This is a genomic window from Shewanella spartinae (assembly GCF_019457555.1).
Taxonomy (GTDB): Bacteria; Pseudomonadota; Gammaproteobacteria; order Enterobacterales; family Shewanellaceae; genus Shewanella; species Shewanella loihica.
This window is the reverse complement of the sequence record NZ_CP080418.1, coordinates 1-19,746: the sequence shown is the minus strand read 5'-3', so window position 1 is coordinate 19,746 and position 19,746 is coordinate 1. Positions and strand designations below refer to the sequence as shown.

Here is a 19,746-nt window from a genome sequence, read left to right as displayed (position 1 = left end):
GCCTAAGAAAAGGAGCGACCCAGTCGCTCCTTTTTTTGTTTCACGTGAAACACCAAGACCACACTTACCTCATTAGGCCTTTTACGCCTCAAGCGACTAATACCAATCACAGTAAGTAGATGGTCAGAAATAGCGTAGGGAAAACGCGTGAGAACAAGGCAGGATTTTTAGATAAGTAGTTATTCTACAATCAAAAATACAAACGCCGTTATCGCGCATTTTAACAAGCTAGAATGAACAACTACTTAATACGATTGGTATAAGATAGTTTCTGGCTTTAACTTCGCCACCACTGCTGTAATATCAACATCAGGCGCTTGATTTAAGATGGAGGCATATGGACATTATTCGGTTAATCGACAAGCCAGAGGCCATAGGCCAAGTGGCCACCTGGTATCATGAAGAATGGGGTCACCTGGGGCCGAATCGCAGCCAAGCCGAATTAACCCACACTCTGAGCCAATATCTGCAATTGGCCGGCATTCCCCAACTTTGGATCGCCATGAACGACAATGTTCCCGTCGGAGCCATCCAGCTCAGGTATCAGGAAAGCACTCAATATCCTGCCGATAGCGTCTGGCTCGGCGGCATCTATGTAAGCCCCTCTTATCGAGGTCTCGGCATAGCTAAAGCGTTAATCGCCGTTGCCGAACAATATGCCTTAGCCTTCGATGCAGACGACCTCTATCTGCAAACCGAAGCCAAAAACCTCGCCCTCTATCACAGCCTAGGCTGGCAGCTTGTCGCTACACTTCCCTACTCAGACCTATTGGTCAGCGTGATGCGTAAATCCTTAGAAAGAGAGAATCATGACACCCGCAACTAAGATGCTCGATAAGGCCAAGATCCCCTATCGTCTCCATGAATATCAACACGACGCCAATGCCGGCGCCTATGGACTGGAGGCGGCAGAGAAACTTCAGCTTCCACTTGAATGGGTCTTTAAGACCCTGGTCGCCGAGCTCGATAACGGTACCCTGGTGGTCGCCATCATCCCGGTAGACAAGAAGCTCAACCTGAAACAACTGGCGAAGGCGGCGAAAGCCAAGAAGGCTGCCATGGCCGCGCCGGAAAAGGTACAGCGCAGCACAGGATATGTGTTAGGTGGCGTTAGCCCTATTGGGCAGAAGAAACGACTTGCCACCTTTATCGACGAGAGCGCCCAGCAGCTGGCGCAGATCTATGTCAGTGGTGGACGCCGCGGCCTGGATATCGAACTCACCCCAACGGCTCTGCAAGATGTTACTCAGGCGCGTTTCGTCTCTCTGGTATAATCCAGGGTGTTTCACGTGAAACATCCTTTATAGGATCACAAACCCAGGGAGCACGACTTGGCTTAAACGCCCGGCTAGCGTAATATTAGCCCCCTCGATTTTATCCGGTCTCACTTCAATTAAGGTTTACGATATGAGCGACCCTTTCGCACAAGCACAACACCAACTCGACGCCCTGGGACTACGTTGTCCCGAGCCTGTGATGATGGTGAGAAAATCGGTGCGCAAGATGAACGAGGGAGAGACCCTGCTGATCATCGCCGACGACCCGGCGACCACACGTGACATTCCCAGCTTCTGCGAGTTTATGGATCACACCCTGATCGCCAGCCAGACCGAGTCGACGCCTTATCAATATCTGATCAAGAAGGGTCTCTAACCCAACTCAAGTTCCACCGATTAAGGCAGTCGCTCACGCTCTTCTGCCTTAATCGACCCGCACCTTCCCCAGCGCCTATGCGCACTCGGCCCCCAGCCGATTCCCCTTGCCAGCGGTTCGAGTCACGGTTTACACTGAGATTCGGCATTCAAAAGGATTGATAGAAATGGCAAGTTTACAAGGCATTAGCTACAAGGTAGTCAAAGGTGGACCCATGCTGGAAACCTCGGCGGCACTCGTCACCACCAGCACAGGGGTTGCACAAGATGTATTTGGAAAGCCAGGTAAACGTCAGGTCACCCTACTGTCGGCGCAGCAATGGCTCGCCGCCTGCGAGGCACTCGATACCGAACTTCCCTGGACCACCCGCAGAGCCAACTTACTCATAGATGGCATTAGCTTCAGCGAAAAAGATCTCGGCAAGGTGATTCACGTAGGCGCCTTACAACTGGAGATCACAGGCGAAACCGATCCCTGTAAGAAAATGGAGATGGCCTATGCTGGACTCGAGGCGGCCCTGCGACCAGACTGGCGCGGCGGCGTCACCTGTCGCGTACTCAACGATGCCGAGATCAGCATCGGCGATAGCGTACAGTTAGCCGATTAGCCCAGCTTTATCTCCTCCACAGGCAGCCACCTAGGCTGTCTTTATACTTTTAACCCGATTTCACTTCCGGTTACACAACTTTAGCAGCTAGGTAATACCGACTTAGCCATCCCTTGATATATTCATCAAGGCTTTCAGCCTATCTAACTTAAGCCCAATTTAAGCCATCCAGGCTATCCTCACCATTCACCAAATGTCACAGAATTTAGGTTTTACTGTTATCGAATTTGTGCGATAACTAGTACTGATTGTATACAACTACCTCTCTGTAGCCACTCGAAGGCGCCCAACCAAGGATAATAATGAAACTGGGAACTCCTATGCTAAAACAAAAATTAACGCCCATATGCGCGGCAATTGCCCTCACACTTGCCCTGCCGACCTGGGCGGCAGACAAAGATGCGCCTCCGGCCTGGCAGGTTAATGCACCCGCCAAAGCCCCACTGGAACAGGTTAAGATAGATGTCACCGAAGGCACCTGGATGAACGTCAGTGTCAGCCCAGATGGCAAGCAGATAGTATTCGACCTCCTGGGTGATATCTATCAGATGCCCATCGAAGGCGGCGAAGCTAAGCCCCTGGCTCAAGGTATCGCCTGGCAGATGCAACCCGTCTATAGCCCGGATGGCAAATACATCGCCTTCACCTCAGATGAAGATGGCGGCGACAATATTTGGGTGATGAACGCCGACGGCACAGATCCCCGCCCTGTCACCAAGGAAACCTTCCGCCTGCTCAATAGCCCGGCATGGAGCCCAGATTCTCAATATCTCATAGGCCGCAAACACTTTACCGGCAGCCGCAGCCTGGGAGCTGGCGAAGTCTGGCTATATCACGTTGCCGGCGGTACAGGCGTTAAGCTAACAGAGCGCCCCAACGAGCAGAAAGACCTAGGCGAACCCGCCTACTCACCAGATGGCCGCTACGTCTACTTCAGCCAGGATGCCACCCCGGGTAAGACCTTCCATTACTCCAAGGACTCGGTGAAAGGCATCTATAAGATCAAACGCTATGACACCCAGACTGGTGACATAGAGGTATTGATCGAAGGCACTGGCGGCGCGATTCGCCCAACCCCGAGCCCTGATGGCACTAAGCTCGCCTACATCAAACGTGATGGTTTCCAATCTACCCTCTATCTATTGGATCTAAAGTCTGGCAAGAAGACCAAGCTTTACGACAAGCTAGATCGTGACATGCAGGAAACCTGGGCCATCCATGGCGTCTACCCAACCATGAGCTGGACAGCCGACAACCAGGAGTTAGTCTTCTGGGCTGGCGGTAAGATCAATCGTCTGGACGTCGAGAGCAAATCGGTCAAAGAGATCCCCTTCAAGGTGAAAACCGAACTGGCGGTACAGCCATCGGTACGCTTCAAGCAGAATATCGATCAAGATAGCTTCGACGTGAAGATGCTGCGCATGGCGCAGGTATCACCGGACGGCGACAAGGTGGTATATGAAGCCCTGGGCAAACTCTGGGTTAAGCGTCTGCCCGAGGGTAAGGTTAGCCGCTTGACGGACTTGGACGACCAGGTCAGAGAACTCTATCCTCAGTGGTCCCGCGACGGTAAGAAGATTGTCTTCACCACCTGGGACGACGACCAACAGGGTAGTGTTCGTGTCATCAATGCCAGAGGCGGTCGTAGCAAAACATTGACCCAAGAACCAGGCAAATATGTAGAGCCCACCTTCTCGCCCGATGGTGAACTCGTGGTTTATCGTAAGATCAAGGGCGGTTATATCACGCCACGCACCTGGTCACAGGAACCCGGCCTCTATGTAGTCGACATCAAGGGTAAGGAAAACCGTAAGATCACCCCCGATGGCTATCAGCCACAGTTTGGTGCCGACAGCGACCGTGTTTATTTCATGGATCATGGCGAGACACCTCAGTTCGCCTCGATCAACCTGCATGGCTTCCAGAAACGGGTGCACTACACCAGCAAGCATGCCACCGAATTCAGGGTCTCTCCAGACGGCAAGCAACTCGCCTTTGCCGAGCGCTTCAAGGTGTGGGTTACCCCATTTGCCAAGCATGGCGAGACCATAGAGATAGGTCCTAAGGCCGATAATCTCCCTGTGACTCAGCTCAGCGTGCGCGCCGGTGAAAGCATTAGCTGGAACGGCGACAGCGACCAGCTCTACTGGACCCTAGGCCCAGAGTTGTACCAGATGGATGTCGACGTCGACTATCAGACCGATGAGAAAACGCCGACTATCGAACCTAAGATCACTCAGATTGGTTTCGAGAAGCAAGCTGATGTTCCACGTGGAACCATAGCCTTCGTCGGTGGCCGAGTGATCACCATGGAAGATGACAAGGTGATCGAAAACGGTGTGGTGATCGTCGAGAATAACAAAATCGTCGCCGTCGGCGACGCCAACACTCAGGTGCCAAAGGGTGCACAGGTTATCGACATCAAGGGTAAGAGCATAATGCCAGGCCTGTTCGATGCCCACGCCCACGGCGCTCAGGGCGAGAATGAGATCATTCCACAGCAGAACTGGGAGCTCTACGCTAATCTGGCACTTGGGGTAACCAGTATTCACGACCCTTCAAACGACACCACAGAGATCTTCGCCGCCTCAGAGCAGCAGAAGGCCGGTAATATCGTCGGGCCGAGAATCTTCTCTACCGGGACGATTCTCTATGGTGCCAACATGCCTGGCTATACCTCGCACATCGACTCGCTGGACGACGCCAAGTTCCATCTGGAGCGCCTCAAGAAGGTGGGCGCCTTCAGTGTGAAGAGCTATAACCAGCCAAGACGCAACCAGCGTCAACAGGTGATTGCCGCAGCTAGAGAACTCGAGATGATGGTAGTCCCGGAAGGCGGCAGCCTGCTGCAGCATAACCTGACCATGATCGCCGATGGCCACACTACGGTAGAGCATTCGCTGCCCGCCGCGGCCATCTACAGCGACATCAAACAGTTCTGGAGCCAGACAGAGGTTCACTACACGCCGACACTGGTCGTGGCCTACGGTGGTATCTCGGGCGAGAACTATTGGTACGATAAGACAGATGTCTGGGCTCACCCTCGCCTGTCTAAGTATGTGCCGAGCGATCTGCTGCAGGCCCGCTCTATGCGTCGCCCTACCGCGCCCGATGCTCACTATAACCACTTCAACGTTGCCAGAGTCGCCAACGAACTCAACGAGCTGGGTGTGAAACCCAACATTGGTGCGCACGGTCAACGTGAAGGCTTAGCCGCTCATTGGGAGATGTGGATGTTTGCCCAGGGTGGCATGAGCAACATGGAGGTGCTGAAGACGGCAACCATCAACCCGGCGGAAACCTTCGGCATGGATCATCAACTCGGTTCGATCAAGACAGGTAAGCTTGCCGACCTGATTGTTATCGACGGTAATCCCCTTGAGAATATCCGTGTCACAGATAAGGTGAGTTACACCATGGTCAACGGTAAGCTGTTCGATGCCGAGTCGATGAATCAACTCAATGGTGACAAGACCAAACGTAAGCCATTTTTCTTCGAAATTTAAACGTTTTCAATTTTAAAATCTGGCAGAGATAAGCCACAAATTTTAATTTCAGAAAAATTTAAAAACAGATCAAAAATGACCTAAAAAGCAAAAAGGATGTTTCACGTGGAACATCCTTTTTTTATATCTTGCATTTACACTCGCCAGCAAATTAGCCTAAGCTAATCGACCAAAGCTCAATCTGGAAGAGCACAACCAAAAGGACGCTGGAAATGAAATCCCTAAAACTCCCCCTACTCATACTATTATCCGCCTCGGCCATCGCCTATTTGATGCTAGAGGCAGACCATGCTCAGCCAAGAGATGAGCCAAAGATTCCTATCGCTCAGGCTGACCAGGACAGGAGTGCTCAACATCAGTCTCCGGCCCAGACTCAAACAAGCAGCAAGGTAGAAACAGTAAGCCTTATGAGTGACACCGACGGCGGGAATAAGATCGATACAGATACACCCGAATCGAATGAGGTTGAGGACGACAAGCAGATCTCGGCCAAGCTGCTGGTGGCGCAAATCATTGACGCACAGGGGGTCGTTGATGGTGAGCAGATTAAAAAGCTATTTGATAAAGACCTGGAAGCCTATGTCGATCTCATCGACTCCCTCGACAACTATGATGCCACCAGCCAACAGCGCCAGACGGCACTGGCGGACAGACTCACCCATTTGCCGGAGACAATATACAGTGAAAAATATGCCTGCGGAGACAGAATCTGCGCCCTAAGCCTTACAACAGACACTATCAGCCAACAAAGCATTGATAAATTGAGTGAATTTGATAAAAATTACGCATTTATCAAGCAGACCCAACTCGACACGGGTGAGACACAGTTTCAGGCCATCTACCTACAGACAGATGACCCTTCCACCATGCGCTTTAAAGGTTACTAAGCACCTTAGTTAGACTTATCTTGGTAACAAAAACAGTCGGCGGTGTGGTCGTTGACCATGCCCACCGCCTGCATGAAGGCATAGCAGATAGTCGGGCCGACAAAATTAAATCCAAGCTTTTTCAATGCCTTTGACATGGCTTCCGACTCGGGGGTCTGTGCCGGCAGCTGATCCAGCTGTTGAAAATGATTCAGCTTGGGCTGGCCGTCGACGAAACTCCAGAGAAACTCGGAGAAGTCGTTGCCCCGCTCCACGAAGGCGATGTAACCCTTGGCATTCTTGATGATGGAATTGACCTTGAGCCTGTTACGAATGATGCCTGGATTTTGTAGTAATTCCTCTACCTTTGCCTCGTCGAACTTGGCTATGACATAGGGGTCAAAATCGGCAAAGGCCGCCTCATAATTTTGCTGCTTCTTGAGTATGGTGATCCAGGAGAGACCGGCCTGCTGCCCGTCGAGACAGAGCTTGGCAAACAGCTCCCGACTGTCATACACGGGACGTCCCCAAACCTCGTCATGATACGCCTTATATAGCGGATCCTCGCCGACCCAGCCACAACGCTTTACATCCATGGTGTTTTTTCCTATTTTTCCGCCGTTAAGGTAAAAAATAACCTACATAAGCCTTTTTCAACAAGGTATAATCGAAACCATTTTCTATCACAAGCTGACAGTAGTAGACATGACGACGAAACATGACGTAAAAACATTCCAGGGTTTCATCTTAACCCTGCAGGAATACTGGGCGCAGCAAGGTTGCGCCATCGTTCAACCGCTGGACATGGAAGTAGGCGCGGGCACTTTCCACCCTATGACCTTCTTGCGTTCTCTTGGCCCTGAGCCGATGAGCAGCGCCTATGTTCAGCCATGTCGTCGTCCTACCGATGGTCGTTACGGTGAAAACCCTAACCGTCTGCAGCACTACTACCAGTTCCAGGTAGTACTTAAGCCGTCGCCAAGTAATATCCAGGAACTCTACCTGGGTTCTCTTGAGGCCTTAGGCGTCAACATGAATATCCATGACGTACGCTTCGTGGAAGACAACTGGGAATCACCTACCCTCGGTGCCTGGGGACTGGGCTGGGAAGTCTGGCTAAACGGCATGGAAGTGTCTCAGTTTACCTACTTCCAACAGGTAGGCGGCCTGGAGTGTAGCCCTGTAACCGGTGAGATCACCTATGGTCTCGAGCGTCTGGCCATGTATATCCAGGAAGTCGACAGCGTCTATGATCTGGTGTGGACCGACGGTCCTATGGGCAAGATCATGTACGGCGATGTGTTCCATCAAAATGAGGTTGAGCAATCGACCTATAACTTCGAACACGCCAACGTAGAAGTACTGTTCAAGCAGTTTGACGATTGTGAGAAGGCCTGTAACGAGCTGCTAGCACTCGAGACGCCACTGCCCTTGCCAGCCTATGAGCAGGTAATGAAAGCCTCTCACGCCTTCAACCTACTCGATGCCCGTCATGCTATTTCGGTCACCGAGCGTCAGCGCTATATCCTGCGTGTGCGCACCATGGCCAAGTCAGTGGCTGAGTCCTATTACCAAGCCCGTGAAGCACTCGGCTTCCCAATGTGTAAGTAGAGGTATATTAAGATGAAATTTGAAAACTTACTCATTGAAGTAGGCACAGAAGAGTTACCGCCAAAATCGCTGCGCACCTTAGCCGAATCTTTTCTGGCTAACTTCGAAGAAGAGCTGCAGAAGGCCGAACTTAGCTATGAGTCGGCAACCTGGTATGCTGCGCCGCGCCGTCTGGCCCTAAAGGTTAATGCCCTGGTGACCGCCCAGGCAGACAAGGTTGTCGAGAAGCGCGGTCCGGCAATCGCCCAGGCCTTCGATGCCGATGGTAACCCAACCAAGGCCGCCATGGGCTGGGCCCGTGGTAACGGCATCACGGTCGAACAGGCCGAGCGTCTTACCACAGACAAGGGCGAGTGGTTACTACACAAGGCCAAGGTCGTCGGTGTAGAAACCAAGTCGCTGGTAGCCGAGATGGCCCAGCGCGCCCTGGACAAGCTGCCTATCCCTAAGCCTATGCGTTGGGGCAGCAACAAGACCCAATTTATCCGTCCGGTACACACAGTCACCATGCTGATGGGCGACGAGCTGATCCCTGGCGAACTGCTGGGCATTGAATCGGCGCGCACCATCCGCGGCCACCGCTTCATGGGTGTCGACACTCTGGAACTGGATCATGCCGATAACTACCTCACCGCGCTGGAAACCCAGGGCAAGGTGATGGCCGACTATCAGGCGCGCATGGCCATCATCAAGGCCGACGCTCAGGCGGCAGCCGACGCCATGGGCGGCATCGCCGAGATCGATGAAGATCTGCTGGAAGAGGTGACCTCTCTGGTCGAGTGGCCGGTAGTGCTCACTGCCAACTTCGAAGAAAAGTTCCTCGACGTACCGGCCGAAGCCCTGGTTTACACCATGAAAGGCGATCAGAAATACTTCCCGGTATTCGACAAGGCGGGTACCCTGCTGCCGCATTTCATCTTCGTATCGAATATCGAATCAAAGGATCCGGCACAGATCATCGCGGGTAACGAGAAGGTGGTTCGTCCACGTCTTGCCGACGCCGAATTCTTCTTCGAGACCGACAAGAAGCATAGCCTGGAATCTCGTCTCGCCAGCCTGGAAACCGTAGTGTTCCAGCAGCAGCTTGGCACCATCAAAGACAGAGTAGAGCGCATCTCTGCCCTCGCCGCCTTCATCGCCCAGGGTATCGGCGCCAACAACGAGCAGGCGGGCCGTGCGGGTCTGCTCTCTAAGTCAGACCTCATGACCAACATGGTGATGGAATTTACCGATCTACAGGGCACCATGGGCATGCACTACGCTCGCCTGGACGGTGAAACCGAGGCGGTTGCCCTTGCCCTCGAAGAGCAGTACAAGCCTAAGTTCTCAGGCGACAGCGTGCCGACTCAGCCTATCTCTATCTCGGTCGCACTGGCGGAGAAACTCGATACCTTAGTGGGTATCTTCGGCATAGGCCAGGCGCCAAAAGGGGCCGCGGATCCTTTCGCCCTGCGCCGCGCGGCTATCGGTATCCTGCGTATCTGTGTGGAGAACAACTTGCCACTCGACCTGGTCGATCTGATTGCCAAGGCACAGGAGCTTCACGGTGCTAACCTGAGCAACGCCGACACCGCCGAGCAAGTACTGGAATTCCTGATGGGCCGCTTCCGCGCCTGGTACCAAGATCAAGGCATCAGCGTCGATGTGATCCTGGCGGTACTGGCACGTCGTCCAACCTCGCCGGCCGATTTTGACAGCCGCATCAAGGCAGTTACTCACTTCAGAAGCCTAGAACAGGCCGCCGCACTGGCCGCAGCCAACAAGCGTGTGTCGAACATTCTGGCCAAGGTCGAGGGCGAGATCGCCAGCGATATCGACAGCAAACTGCTACAAGAGAGCGCCGAACAGGCACTGGCCAGCAAGCTCAACGAGCTACAGCCACAACTGGAGCCGCTATTTGCCAACGCCGACTACCAACAGGCACTGGCCTTACTGGCTAGCCTGCGTGAAAGCGTCGACACCTTCTTCGAAGATGTGATGGTGATGGCCGACGACGAGGCCCTCAAGCAGAACCGTCTGGCGCTGCTGTCTAAGCTCAGAGCCCAGTTCCTGCACGCCGCCGATATCTCGCTGCTGCAATAAGTTACTGCTTAAAAACAAAAAACGCATCCTCAGGGGTGCGTTTTTTTATGTCCGGACATGCTATTGATGGCTATTGCGCCTCAAGCTCGTTAGACTCAAATGATGAGAGACAGTCATAGGTTTATCCCCTCTTTGCAGATCAATATCTATCCCCTGGGCGAGCGCGCCCTGGTACTCGATCCCACGCCCGATGCCGCACTCTCTTGGGCCGTGCAATCTAAGCTGTGCTGGATAGCAGAGCAGCTGCGCCAGTTACCCAGTGTCGAAGAGGCTATCCCGGGCATGAACAACCTGACGATCGTCGTCAGAGAGACCAGGCAGTTAAAAGCCCTGCAGGCAAAACTCGACTCCCTTTGGCACAGCGCGCCAACTGAGGAGATCGACAGCCGCACCATAGAGATCCCGGTAAGTTATGGCGGCGACGGGGGGCCGGATCTGCTCTCTGTTGCCCAGTTTCATCACCTCTGCCCAGAAGAAGTGGTCAAGCTTCACAGCCAGGCCAGCTATCAGGTGTTCTTCATCGGCTTTCAACCAGGGTTTGCCTACCTCGAAGGCCTGCCCAAGCACTTACACACGCCCAGGCTGGCGACCCCCAGATTAACCATTCCCGCAGGCAGCGTTGGCATAGGCGGCGAGCAGACGGGTATCTACCCACTGGCGAGCCCGGGTGGCTGGCAGATCATAGGCCAAACCCAGCAGGCACTATTCGATCCCACCAGCGATACCCCATGCCTACTCAAGCCGGGTGACAGAGTGCGGTTCACCCCTGTGGAGATAGCGCTATGATACGGCTCGATAGGGTAAACGGCCTGGCCAGCATTCAAGACCTTGGCAGGCAAGGACTGGGGCACCTTGGCGTACCGAGTGGCGGCGCCATGGATAGCTTCTCGCTGATCCTGGCCAACCGCCTGCTGGGCAATGAGGATAACGCCCCCGCCATCGAACTCGCCAGCGGCAGCTATGAGATCACCTTCGAGACCTCGAGTTGGGTCGCCCTGTGCGGCGCCACCTTCGAGGCTAGAATAGAGAGTGAGATAAAAGGCAAGGTAAACGGCCGACCCCTGTGGCACGGCTGGCGCGGCCGGGTCAATCCGGGGGAACGCCTGATGCTCAAAGGACCAAGGCAGGGCGTGTGGGGCTACCTGGCAGTCCTCGGCGGCATAGAGATCCCCAAGGTTCTCGGCGGTCACGGCACCTTCCTGGCAGGACGGTTCGGTGGCCATCAGGGGCGACAACTCGCCTCGGGCGATACTCTTAGCCTGAATCCCCATACTGAAGCAAACTTCAGTCGCCCGGTCGGTGCGGTGCACAGGGCCAACGACGGCATACTGCGCGCCCTGCCCGGGCCAGAGATGAGCCAGTTCAGCGAGCAAGATCGCAAGTCCTTATGGCATGGCCACTGGACCGTTTCGCCCCAGAATGATCGCATGGGCGCCCGGTTGACAGGCGAGTCTCTGGACTCTGGTAAACATCTGAGTCTGCGCTCCCACGCCGTGCTGCCGGGCGTGGTACAGTTGCCGCCGGGTGGCCAACCTATTGTGCTACAGGCCGATGCCCAGACCAGCGGCGGCTACCCGAGAATGGCCATGGTGATCGAGGCCGACCGCTGGAAACTGGCCCAGGCCAGAGCAGGCCAAGCGATCCGCTTCCAGCATGTCAGTCCCAATCAGGTGGAAGATGCTAACCTTGAATGGCAACACTATTTCTATCGTTTAGCAAGGGCAATGGATGGAAGTTAAGCCGCTAAGAATCGACCTCAACGCCGACCTCGGCGAGGGAGGCCCACAAGACGAGGCGCTGCTGACACTGGTCACCTCGGCCAATATCGCCTGCGGCGGTCACGCCGGCGATCGCCAGAGCATGCTGGCGACGGTCAAACTCGCAAAAGCGCACCATGTAAAGGTTGGCGCTCACCCCAGCTATCCCGACAGAGTCAATTTCGGCCGCCTATCTATAGCCATAGAGGCGGAACCGCTTTTTAACTCGCTATTACAACAGATTAACGCCTTAAAGGCCGTATGCGACGAGCTAGGCGTCGATCTCCACCACGTGAAGCCTCACGGTGCCCTGTACAATGATGCGGCCCAGGATCCCACCCTAGGCGATATTCTTATTCGGGTCATAGAGACAATCAATCCAAGACTTAAGCTAATGATACTAGCGGGTAGCCCCCTGGTGACTCAGGCGAGACGCGCCGGCCTTGAGGTGATCGAAGAGGCCTTCGCCGATCGCGGCTACCTCGCCGATGGTCGGCTCGCTCCCCGCTCACGGCCTGGCGCCCTCATCGAAGATGCCCAGAAGGTACTCGAACAGGTTAACTCCATAGTCGAAGAGCAGAAAGTGACGGCGGTAACGGGTGAATCGGTAAGCTGCCAGGCCACCAGCCTCTGCCTGCATGGTGACACCCCGAAGGCACTTGAGTTCGCCAGGGCAATTCGCGCCAGCCTAGATCATTAACAAAGGTTCGATATAGACAAGGTCTAAGACAAATTAGCGGCGGCGATAAATCAGCAGCAGATCGCCACCAGCTGTTGTCATACTATCGACCTCTAACTCCGGATGACTCTGCTCATAGCGGGCGACATAATCGCGAAGAAAGGTTACCGACTCATGACTGGCTCGCAGCAGACAGCGACTCTGCTTGCAATAGTGATAATTCACAACTAACTCGGTAAAGTCACCACCCCAATTGTCGCCGTAGGCCTCATCAATCTGGTTAAACTCCTCGACCTTAAGCTCTATGTATTGGTCGGTATCGTTAGCCATTAAATCGTTAAGCTCTGGGGGTGATGCCAAGAAATAGGGCTCTTGCTGATTGGCAACGTAAAAGTAGGCGGTCCCCTCTCGCATGAAAGGGCCCTCGGCTGCCAGGTACAGCTCCATTAAGCTGGCATATTCCGCCTGAGAGGGCGTTACTCGGTAAGAGGATAAAGAAGTGGACCTTGTCGAACTATTCTGCTGATCTGCCGATGCTAAATCAGCATCAGGCTGACCGTTTGACAGGCTGATCTTTGAGTCCTGTTCTAATGGAGACTGATTGTCTACGATAGCTGCCTTAATGTCGGCTTCATCCTGTGCATGCAGATGTTTTACCTGCTCCTGCATCGCACCTTGCTCCCTCGTGACCCCTTTATCTGTATCGCCAAGGAACAGGCCAAAGCCTAAGGCGAGTAACAAGGTAGACAGCACGGCAAGATAAGCATTTTTCATCGTCGACATCCTTTTCGCGAAACCCAATAGATTAACCTAATAGGCAAGTCTTAAGATGTAAAGCCTTGGCGCAGATACAAAAAAGCCCCGGAAGACCGGGGCTTTTAAAACTCGCTAGCCGTTATACGTCCAGGTTGGCCACGTTAAGGGCGTTAGACTCGATGAAGTCACGACGCGGCTCAACCTGATCACCCATCAGACAGGTAAACAGCTGGTCGGCGGCAATGGCATCTTCGATAGTCACCTTAAGCATACGACGCGACTCAGGATCCATGGTGGTTTCCCACAGCTGCTCTGGGTTCATCTCACCCAATCCTTTGTAGCGCTGGATGTAGAGGCCACGCTTAGAGTCGTTCATCAGCCAATCCAGGGCGTCGACGAATGAAGAAATTTCCTTCATGCGCTCGCCACGCTTCACATAACCGCCCTCTTCGATCAGACCTTCAAGCGCCTCGGCCAGGGCCGTCATACGCTGGTAGTCGCTCGACTGCAGGAAGTCATAAGAGAACAGGTAGTGGGTATCGATACCATGCTTACGTACCGTCACCTTAGGCAGATAGACCTGACGCTCTGGGTCGAGGAAAGCCTCGGCGCTGAAGATGAAGCCACCCGATTCTGCTTCCGTCAGGGCTGCCACATAGTTGTCGCACCACTGTTTCACCTTGGCTTCGTCGGCCAGGATATCATTGCTCAAGCCAGGTTGATACAGCATGCGCTCGGTCAACATGATAGGGAAACGCTGCTCGAGACGATCGAAAATCGCTTCCACTTCGCGGTACTGATACACCAACTTCTCTAGTGGCGCGCCAGACATGGCCGGTGCGTCTTGAGACGGATGGATCTCACCACCGTCCAGGGCCAGGTTAGTCAGGTATTCGGTCAGTGCCGGATCATCTTTCAGGTACTGTTCCTGCTTACCCTTCTTCACCTTGTACAGTGGCGGCTGGGCGATAAATACATAGCCACGCTCGATAAGCTCTGGCATTTGACGGAAGAAGAAGGTCAACAGCAAGGTACGAATGTGCGAGCCGTCGACGTCAGCATCTGTCATGATGACAATGTTGTGATAACGCGTCTTGTCGGGATCATACTCGTCGCGGCCGATACCACAGCCCAAGGCAGTGATCAGGGTCGCTACTTCCTGTGAAGAGAGCATCTTGTCGAAACGGGCCTTCTCAACGTTAAGGATCTTACCCTTAAGCGGCAGAATTGCCTGGTTCTTACGGTTACGACCCTGCTTGGCACTACCACCCGCAGAGTCACCCTCCACTATGTAAATTTCAGAAAGCGCTGGGTCTTTCTCCTGGCAATCCGCCAACTTACCTGGCAGACCACCTAAATCTAATGCGCCTTTACGACGGGTCATCTCACGGGCCTTACGCGCCGCTTCACGGGCACGGGCCGCATCGATGATCTTACCGACGATCAGCTTAGCCTCGTTAGGATTCTCCAGCAGGTAGTCACCCAGCTTCTCGCCCATGGTCTGCTCAACGGCCGACTTCACTTCGCTCGATACCAGCTTATCTTTGGTCTGAGAGCTGAACTTAGGATCAGGTACCTTAACCGAGATAACGGCGGTCAGACCTTCGCGGGCGTCATCGCCGGTGGCAGAGGTCTTGCCTTTCTTGTTAAAGCCTTCCTTGTCCATGTAACTGTTGAGGTTACGGGTTAAGGCGGCACGGAAACCGGCAAGGTGAGTACCACCATCGCGCTGAGGAATGTTGTTGGTGAAACAGAAGATGTTTTCCTGGAAGCCGTCGTTCCACTGCATCGCCACTTCTACTGTGATACCGTCTTCACGCTCCTGCACGAAGTGGAAGATCTCTTTGTTGACCGGGGTCTTGTTCAGATTGAGGTAATCGACGAATGCACTGATACCGCCTTCATACTTGAAAAACTCATCCTTGTTGTCGCGCTCGTCGATCAGGCGAATACCTACGCCCGAGTTAAGGAATGACAGCTCGCGAACACGCTTAGCCAGAATATCGAAATGGAAAAGAGTGTCCGAGAAGGTCTCGGCACTTGGCCAGAAACGGATCTCAGTACCCGTATTGGTGGCTTCGCCTATCTCGGCGATAGGCGCATCGGGCTCACCCATGGTGTAGAACTGTTCATACAGCTTGCCGTCACGGCGAATGGTCAGCTTAAGCTTCTCAGACAGGGCGTTAACCACTGACACACCCACGCCGTGCAGACCACCAGATACTTTATAAGAGTTATCGTCGAACTTACCGCCGGCGTGCAGTACCGTCATAATAACCTGAGCCGCCGATACCCCCTCTTCTGGGTGGATAGCAACAGGAATACCACGTCCGTCATCCTTTACCGATACCGAACCGTCGGCATGGATAGTAATGATCACGTCATTACAGTAGCCCGCTAACGCCTCATCGATAGAGTTATCGACCACTTCGAACACCATGTGATGCAGACCCGTACCGTCGTCGGTGTCACCAATATACATCCCAGGTCTCTTCCGTACCGCATCAAGGCCCTTTAGTACCTTAATACTCGAAGAATCGTAACTATTCTCTGACATATTATTCTCTCGTCGGTTATTCAATTACCGTTACACGCCCTTGTTCCACATGGAACACCTTAACGGGTGGCGTGTTTAACGAATCCATTATTGCCGCAGGCTCGATGGCGGTGACAAAGACTTGTGCGCCCGTATCGCTTAGCTGCTGCAGCAAGAGTTGCCTGTGCCTAGCATCCAATTCCGATGGCAGATCGTCCACCAGATAAATACTGTTTTTATCTATTTGTTGTTTGAGCAACTTTCCCTGTGCAATACGCAGTGCGCATACAAGCAACTTTAATTGCCCTCGGGACAGGGCATCTTGTACCGGCAAAGTGCCGACCCTTAATCTCAGGTCGGCCTTATGAGGACCACTGGCCGTGTGTCCCGCCGCTAAATCTCTGGGATATTGTGCCTGCAACAGGGTCTGATAATCAGTTTTACTATCCCAGCCTCGGGTAAAGGAAACCTTAACATCAACCTGAGGTAAAAACTCTTCGATTATACCCTTAAGTCGTTCATTTAACGAGCCTACATATCGCTTTCGTATCTCAGTCACGATTTCGGCATAGCGCACCAATTCCTTATCCCAAAATTGAATCTGTTGATAAGGGGTTTCGCTTTTAAGCATCTGATTTCTATGCTTTAAAATTCGCCTTACATTTGCCCAGGCAGTATAGAAACTCTTGTCGGTATGAAAGGCGCCCCAGTCGATAAACTGACGACGGGATTTTGGCCCCTCAAAAAGCAATGAAAAACTCTCCGGCGTGATCACCTGAATGGGCAAAGTTTCGGCTAAGGTGGACAGACGTTTCACCTTTTCGCCGTTCATTTTGACCTCGGTTTCACCCGAGCGATAACGCCTAAGCCCTATCTTGGTCTCCTGCTCACCCTGCTCGAGCTGGGCAAACAGGGTCAGCTTGTCCTGATCGTTCTGAATTACTCGCTGAGACAGGTGACTGCGAAAGGAGCGCCCCATCCCCAGAAAGAAGATGGCCTCGAGAATACTCGTCTTACCGCTGCCGTTCTGGCCATAGATTAGATTCAGGCCGTCACCGAGCTGCAACTGGGCACTGGCGATATTACGAAAGGAATCGATATGAAGGCGAGATAAACTCATCTAATACTCATGGCAATGGCTCAAGGGCCATCTAAGAAGATGCACGCCCTTGCGGGCGTGCATAACTTAAGACTAGAGACGCATCGGCATCACGACGTACATAGAATCTTCTTCGACGTGATTTTCGATCAGGGCGCTGGAGTTACCATCGATCAGCGTGATGCGCACGTCATCCGATGGTAGGTTGTTGAGCACGTCCAGGAGATAGCTGACGTTGAAGCCGATCTCTAGCGGTGCGTTGTCATATTCGATATCGAGGATCTCTTCCGCCTCTTCCTGCTCGGGGTTGTTGGCGGTGATCTTAATCAGGTTCTGCTCCAGCTGCACGCGCACACCGCGGAACTTCTCGTTCGAGAGAATAGAGGCACGCAGCAGCGCCTGCTTGAGATGGTTACGGCTGGCGATAACGATCTTGTCACCGCCCTTAGGCAACACACGACGATAGTCAGGGAAGCGACCATCCACCAGCTTACTGGTAAACACGGCGCTCTGAGTCGTGGCACGAATGGCGTTTTCACCGATAGACAGGGTCACATCCAGATCTTCACCTTCGAACAGACGCTGCAGCTCTAATACGCCTTTGCGCGGCACGATCACCTGCTTCTCCGGCAGAGAGTCTTGCACCATGCGGTGACTCAAGGCCAGACGGTGACCATCGGTGGCGATGGCACGCAGCACGTTGCCTTCGGTTTCCAGCAGCAGACCATTCAGGTAGTAACGCACATCCTGGTTAGCCATGGAGAACTGAGTCGCATCGATCAGCGACTTCAGGGTGCCCTGCTTGAGGGTAAATTCGATGTCGGCCTGGAAGGCATCCACATTGGGATACTCTTCGGCCGGTAGGGTCGCCAGGGTAAAACGGCTGCGTCCCGAGCGCAGCAATAGACGGTTGTCCTGCTGCTCTATCTTGAGTTCGACTTGATCGGGAAGAGACTTAACGATATCGAGAAATTTCTTTGCCGGTACTGTGGTGCGACCCTCTTGGACCTCGCCCTGCAGTTGTGCCTGGCCGACTAATTCGACCTCTAAATCGGTACCGGTCAACTTAAGTGAGTGATCACTTACTTCAACTAAAAGGTTTGCCAGAATAGGTAAGTTATGTCGTCTCTCCACCGCCCCACTCACGAGTTGAAGCGGCTTTAATAGGGCATCCCTATCAATTGAAAATTTCATCAGTTTCAATTTCCCAGAGTTTATGAAGATAGCGTACGGATTAAGTTAGCATAATCTTCTTTAATGTCATGACTTTCTTCACGTAGCTGGGCAATTTTGCGACAGGCGTGTAGCACTGTCGTATGATCACGGCCACCAAAGGCATCGCCAATCTCGGGCAAACTCTGGTTAGTTAACTCTTTCGACAACGCCATCGCCATCTGTCTCGGTCTGGCAACGCTGCGTGAGCGGCGCTTCGACAGCATGTCGGCCATCTTGATCTTATAGTATTCAGCTACGGTTTTCTGAATGTTGTCTATAGTGACCAATTTTTCCTGCAGAGCCAAGAGATCTCTTAGGGCTTCACGCACAAAATCGATAGTGATCGGACGTCCGGTAAAGTTGGCGTTGGCGATCACCCTATTCAGCGCGCCTTCTAGCTCACGAACGTTAGATCGCAGACGCTTGGCAATAAAGAAGGCCACCTCATCGGGCAGGTTGATACCACTCTCCTGGGCCTTACGCATCAGGATCGCCACGCGGGTCTCCAACTCGGGTGGCTCGATGGCCACCGTCAGACCCCAACCGAAGCGGGACTTGAGGCGATCTTCCACCCCGTCGATCTCCTTGGGGTAGCGATCTGAAGTCAGGATCACCTGATGATTACCCTCTAGCAGGGCATTAAAGGTATGAAAGAACTCTTCCTGGGATCTGTCTTTGTTAGCAAAGAATTGAATATCATCGATAAACAGCGCATCGACGCTACGGTAGTAACGTTTGAACTCTTCGATCGCGTTGTTCTGCAGCGCCTTCACCATATCCTGCACGAAGCGCTCGGAATGCATGTAGACCACCTTGGCATTCGGATTGTTCTTGATGATGCCATTACCTACAGCGTGCAGCAGGTGGGTCTTACCCAGACCCGTGCCACCATAGAGGAACAAGGGATTATAGGCGCCACCTGGATTTTCAGACACCTGCAAGGCGGCCGCCTTACCCAGCTGGTTAGACTTACCCTCGACGAAGTTGTCGAACTGGTAGGTGGGGTTCATATTGCTTCTATGATTCGCCGTGGCCGCGGGTTCGTTGCTATTAAATGACGGCTTGCTTGCGGATTTTGCCGCGGGTGCAACTGGGCTCTTGGTCGAGGCAGCCGGCGCAGCCGGTTTGCTCGCAGGGCGACTGCCGATGTCGAAACGCAGCTTGGGGGCGTCGCTACCCATCTGTTCGGTGAAGAACTGATTGATGGTATTGAGGTACTTATCTCTCACCCAATCGAGTACGAATCGATTCGGTGCATACAGCACTAGAGTTTCCCCATCCATTTCGGCTTGTAACGGTCTGATCCACATACTGAATTGCTGAGCGGAAAGCTCGTCCTGTAGTCGTCCGATACATTGCTGCCAAAGTGAAACCGCCAC

17 protein-coding genes are annotated in these 19,746 nt (G+C 53.3%); 11 read left to right on the top strand and 6 right to left on the bottom strand.

What is annotated here, in order from left to right:
* Window positions 1-337: 337 nt before the first annotated feature.
* The 6 genes from K0I31_RS00085 to K0I31_RS00060 all read left to right on the top strand — a co-directional run bounded on the left by K0I31_RS00085 (window position 338) and on the right by K0I31_RS00060 (window position 6,653).
* The gene (locus K0I31_RS00085) at window positions 338-826 is read left to right on the top strand and encodes a GNAT family N-acetyltransferase (protein WP_220079526.1); all 489 of its coding nucleotides are present in this window, start codon (window positions 338-340) and stop codon (window positions 824-826) included.
* The gene (ybaK, locus tag K0I31_RS00080) at window positions 810-1,274 is read left to right on the top strand and encodes a Cys-tRNA(Pro) deacylase (protein ID WP_011863826.1); all 465 of its coding nucleotides are present in this window, start codon (window positions 810-812) and stop codon (window positions 1,272-1,274) included. Before K0I31_RS00085 ends, ybaK begins: the two co-directional genes overlap by 17 nt.
* A 133-nt stretch (window positions 1,275-1,407) precedes the next feature.
* A complete protein-coding gene (gene tusA, locus K0I31_RS00075; protein ID WP_011863825.1) occupies window positions 1,408-1,653 on the top strand; it encodes a sulfurtransferase TusA in 246 nt (81 codons plus the stop codon).
* A 166-nt stretch (window positions 1,654-1,819) separates the two neighbouring features.
* On the top strand, window positions 1,820-2,260 hold the full coding sequence (locus K0I31_RS00070; protein ID WP_011863824.1) for an MOSC domain-containing protein: 441 nt from the start codon (window positions 1,820-1,822) through the stop codon (window positions 2,258-2,260).
* Window positions 2,261-2,580: 320 nt separating this feature from the next.
* Entirely contained in the window at window positions 2,581-5,766 is a 3,186-nt protein-coding gene (locus K0I31_RS00065; RefSeq protein WP_220080744.1) for an amidohydrolase family protein, read from the top strand.
* A gap of 212 nt (window positions 5,767-5,978) precedes the next feature.
* Window positions 5,979-6,653 carry a hypothetical protein gene (locus tag K0I31_RS00060; RefSeq protein ID WP_220079525.1) on the top strand — a complete coding sequence of 225 codons (675 nt, stop codon included), beginning with the start codon at window positions 5,979-5,981 and terminating at the stop codon, window positions 6,651-6,653.
* 5 nt (window positions 6,654-6,658) lie between these two features.
* Here K0I31_RS00060 and K0I31_RS00055 read toward each other — a convergent pair whose 3' ends face one another.
* Window positions 6,659-7,228: a DNA-3-methyladenine glycosylase I gene (locus K0I31_RS00055; RefSeq protein WP_220079524.1), complete on the bottom strand. Its 570-nt coding sequence runs from the start codon at window positions 7,226-7,228 to the stop codon at window positions 6,659-6,661.
* A gap of 109 nt (window positions 7,229-7,337) precedes the next feature.
* On the opposite strand from K0I31_RS00055, the gene glyQ reads away from it, so the two are divergent.
* The 5 genes from glyQ (at window position 7,338) to pxpA (ending at window position 12,782) form a co-directional block, all read left to right on the top strand.
* Window positions 7,338-8,243 carry a glycine--tRNA ligase subunit alpha gene (gene glyQ, locus K0I31_RS00050; RefSeq protein WP_220079523.1) on the top strand — a complete coding sequence of 302 codons (906 nt, stop codon included), beginning with the start codon at window positions 7,338-7,340 and terminating at the stop codon, window positions 8,241-8,243.
* Between the two features lie 12 nt (window positions 8,244-8,255).
* Window positions 8,256-10,325: a glycine--tRNA ligase subunit beta gene (gene glyS / locus K0I31_RS00045; protein WP_220079522.1), complete on the top strand. Its 2,070-nt coding sequence runs from the start codon at window positions 8,256-8,258 to the stop codon at window positions 10,323-10,325.
* Between the two features lie 99 nt (window positions 10,326-10,424).
* Complete coding sequence (gene pxpB, locus K0I31_RS00040; RefSeq protein ID WP_220079521.1) at window positions 10,425-11,111, top strand: 5-oxoprolinase subunit PxpB; 687 nt, start codon at window positions 10,425-10,427, stop codon at window positions 11,109-11,111.
* Complete coding sequence (locus tag K0I31_RS00035; protein ID WP_220079520.1) at window positions 11,108-12,064, top strand: 5-oxoprolinase subunit C family protein; 957 nt, start codon at window positions 11,108-11,110, stop codon at window positions 12,062-12,064. The genes pxpB and K0I31_RS00035 overlap by 4 nt, the downstream gene beginning before the upstream one ends.
* Window positions 12,054-12,782, top strand: a complete 729-nt coding sequence (gene pxpA, locus K0I31_RS00030) for a 5-oxoprolinase subunit PxpA (protein WP_220079519.1) — start codon at window positions 12,054-12,056, stop codon at window positions 12,780-12,782. Before K0I31_RS00035 ends, pxpA begins: the two co-directional genes overlap by 11 nt.
* A gap of 33 nt (window positions 12,783-12,815) precedes the next feature.
* Here the strand turns inward: pxpA and K0I31_RS00025 are convergent, their stop codons facing one another.
* The 5 genes from K0I31_RS00025 to dnaA all read right to left on the bottom strand — a co-directional run bounded on the left by K0I31_RS00025 (window position 12,816) and on the right by dnaA (window position 19,746).
* Window positions 12,816-13,535, bottom strand: a complete 720-nt coding sequence (locus K0I31_RS00025; protein ID WP_220079518.1) for a hypothetical protein — start codon at window positions 13,533-13,535, stop codon at window positions 12,816-12,818.
* A gap of 121 nt (window positions 13,536-13,656) precedes the next feature.
* Window positions 13,657-16,074, bottom strand: coding sequence for a DNA topoisomerase (ATP-hydrolyzing) subunit B (gene gyrB, locus K0I31_RS00020; RefSeq protein WP_220079517.1), 2,418 nt, complete (start codon window positions 16,072-16,074; stop codon window positions 13,657-13,659).
* A gap of 16 nt (window positions 16,075-16,090) precedes the next feature.
* Entirely contained in the window at window positions 16,091-17,173 is a 1,083-nt protein-coding gene (recF, locus tag K0I31_RS00015; protein ID WP_011863813.1) for a DNA replication/repair protein RecF, read from the bottom strand.
* Between the two features lie 72 nt (window positions 17,174-17,245).
* Window positions 17,246-18,346: a DNA polymerase III subunit beta gene (dnaN, locus tag K0I31_RS00010; RefSeq protein WP_220079516.1), complete on the bottom strand. Its 1,101-nt coding sequence runs from the start codon at window positions 18,344-18,346 to the stop codon at window positions 17,246-17,248.
* Window positions 18,347-18,366: 20 nt separating this feature from the next.
* On the bottom strand, window positions 18,367-19,746 hold the full coding sequence (gene dnaA, locus K0I31_RS00005; RefSeq protein ID WP_220079515.1) for a chromosomal replication initiator protein DnaA: 1,380 nt from the start codon (window positions 19,744-19,746) through the stop codon (window positions 18,367-18,369).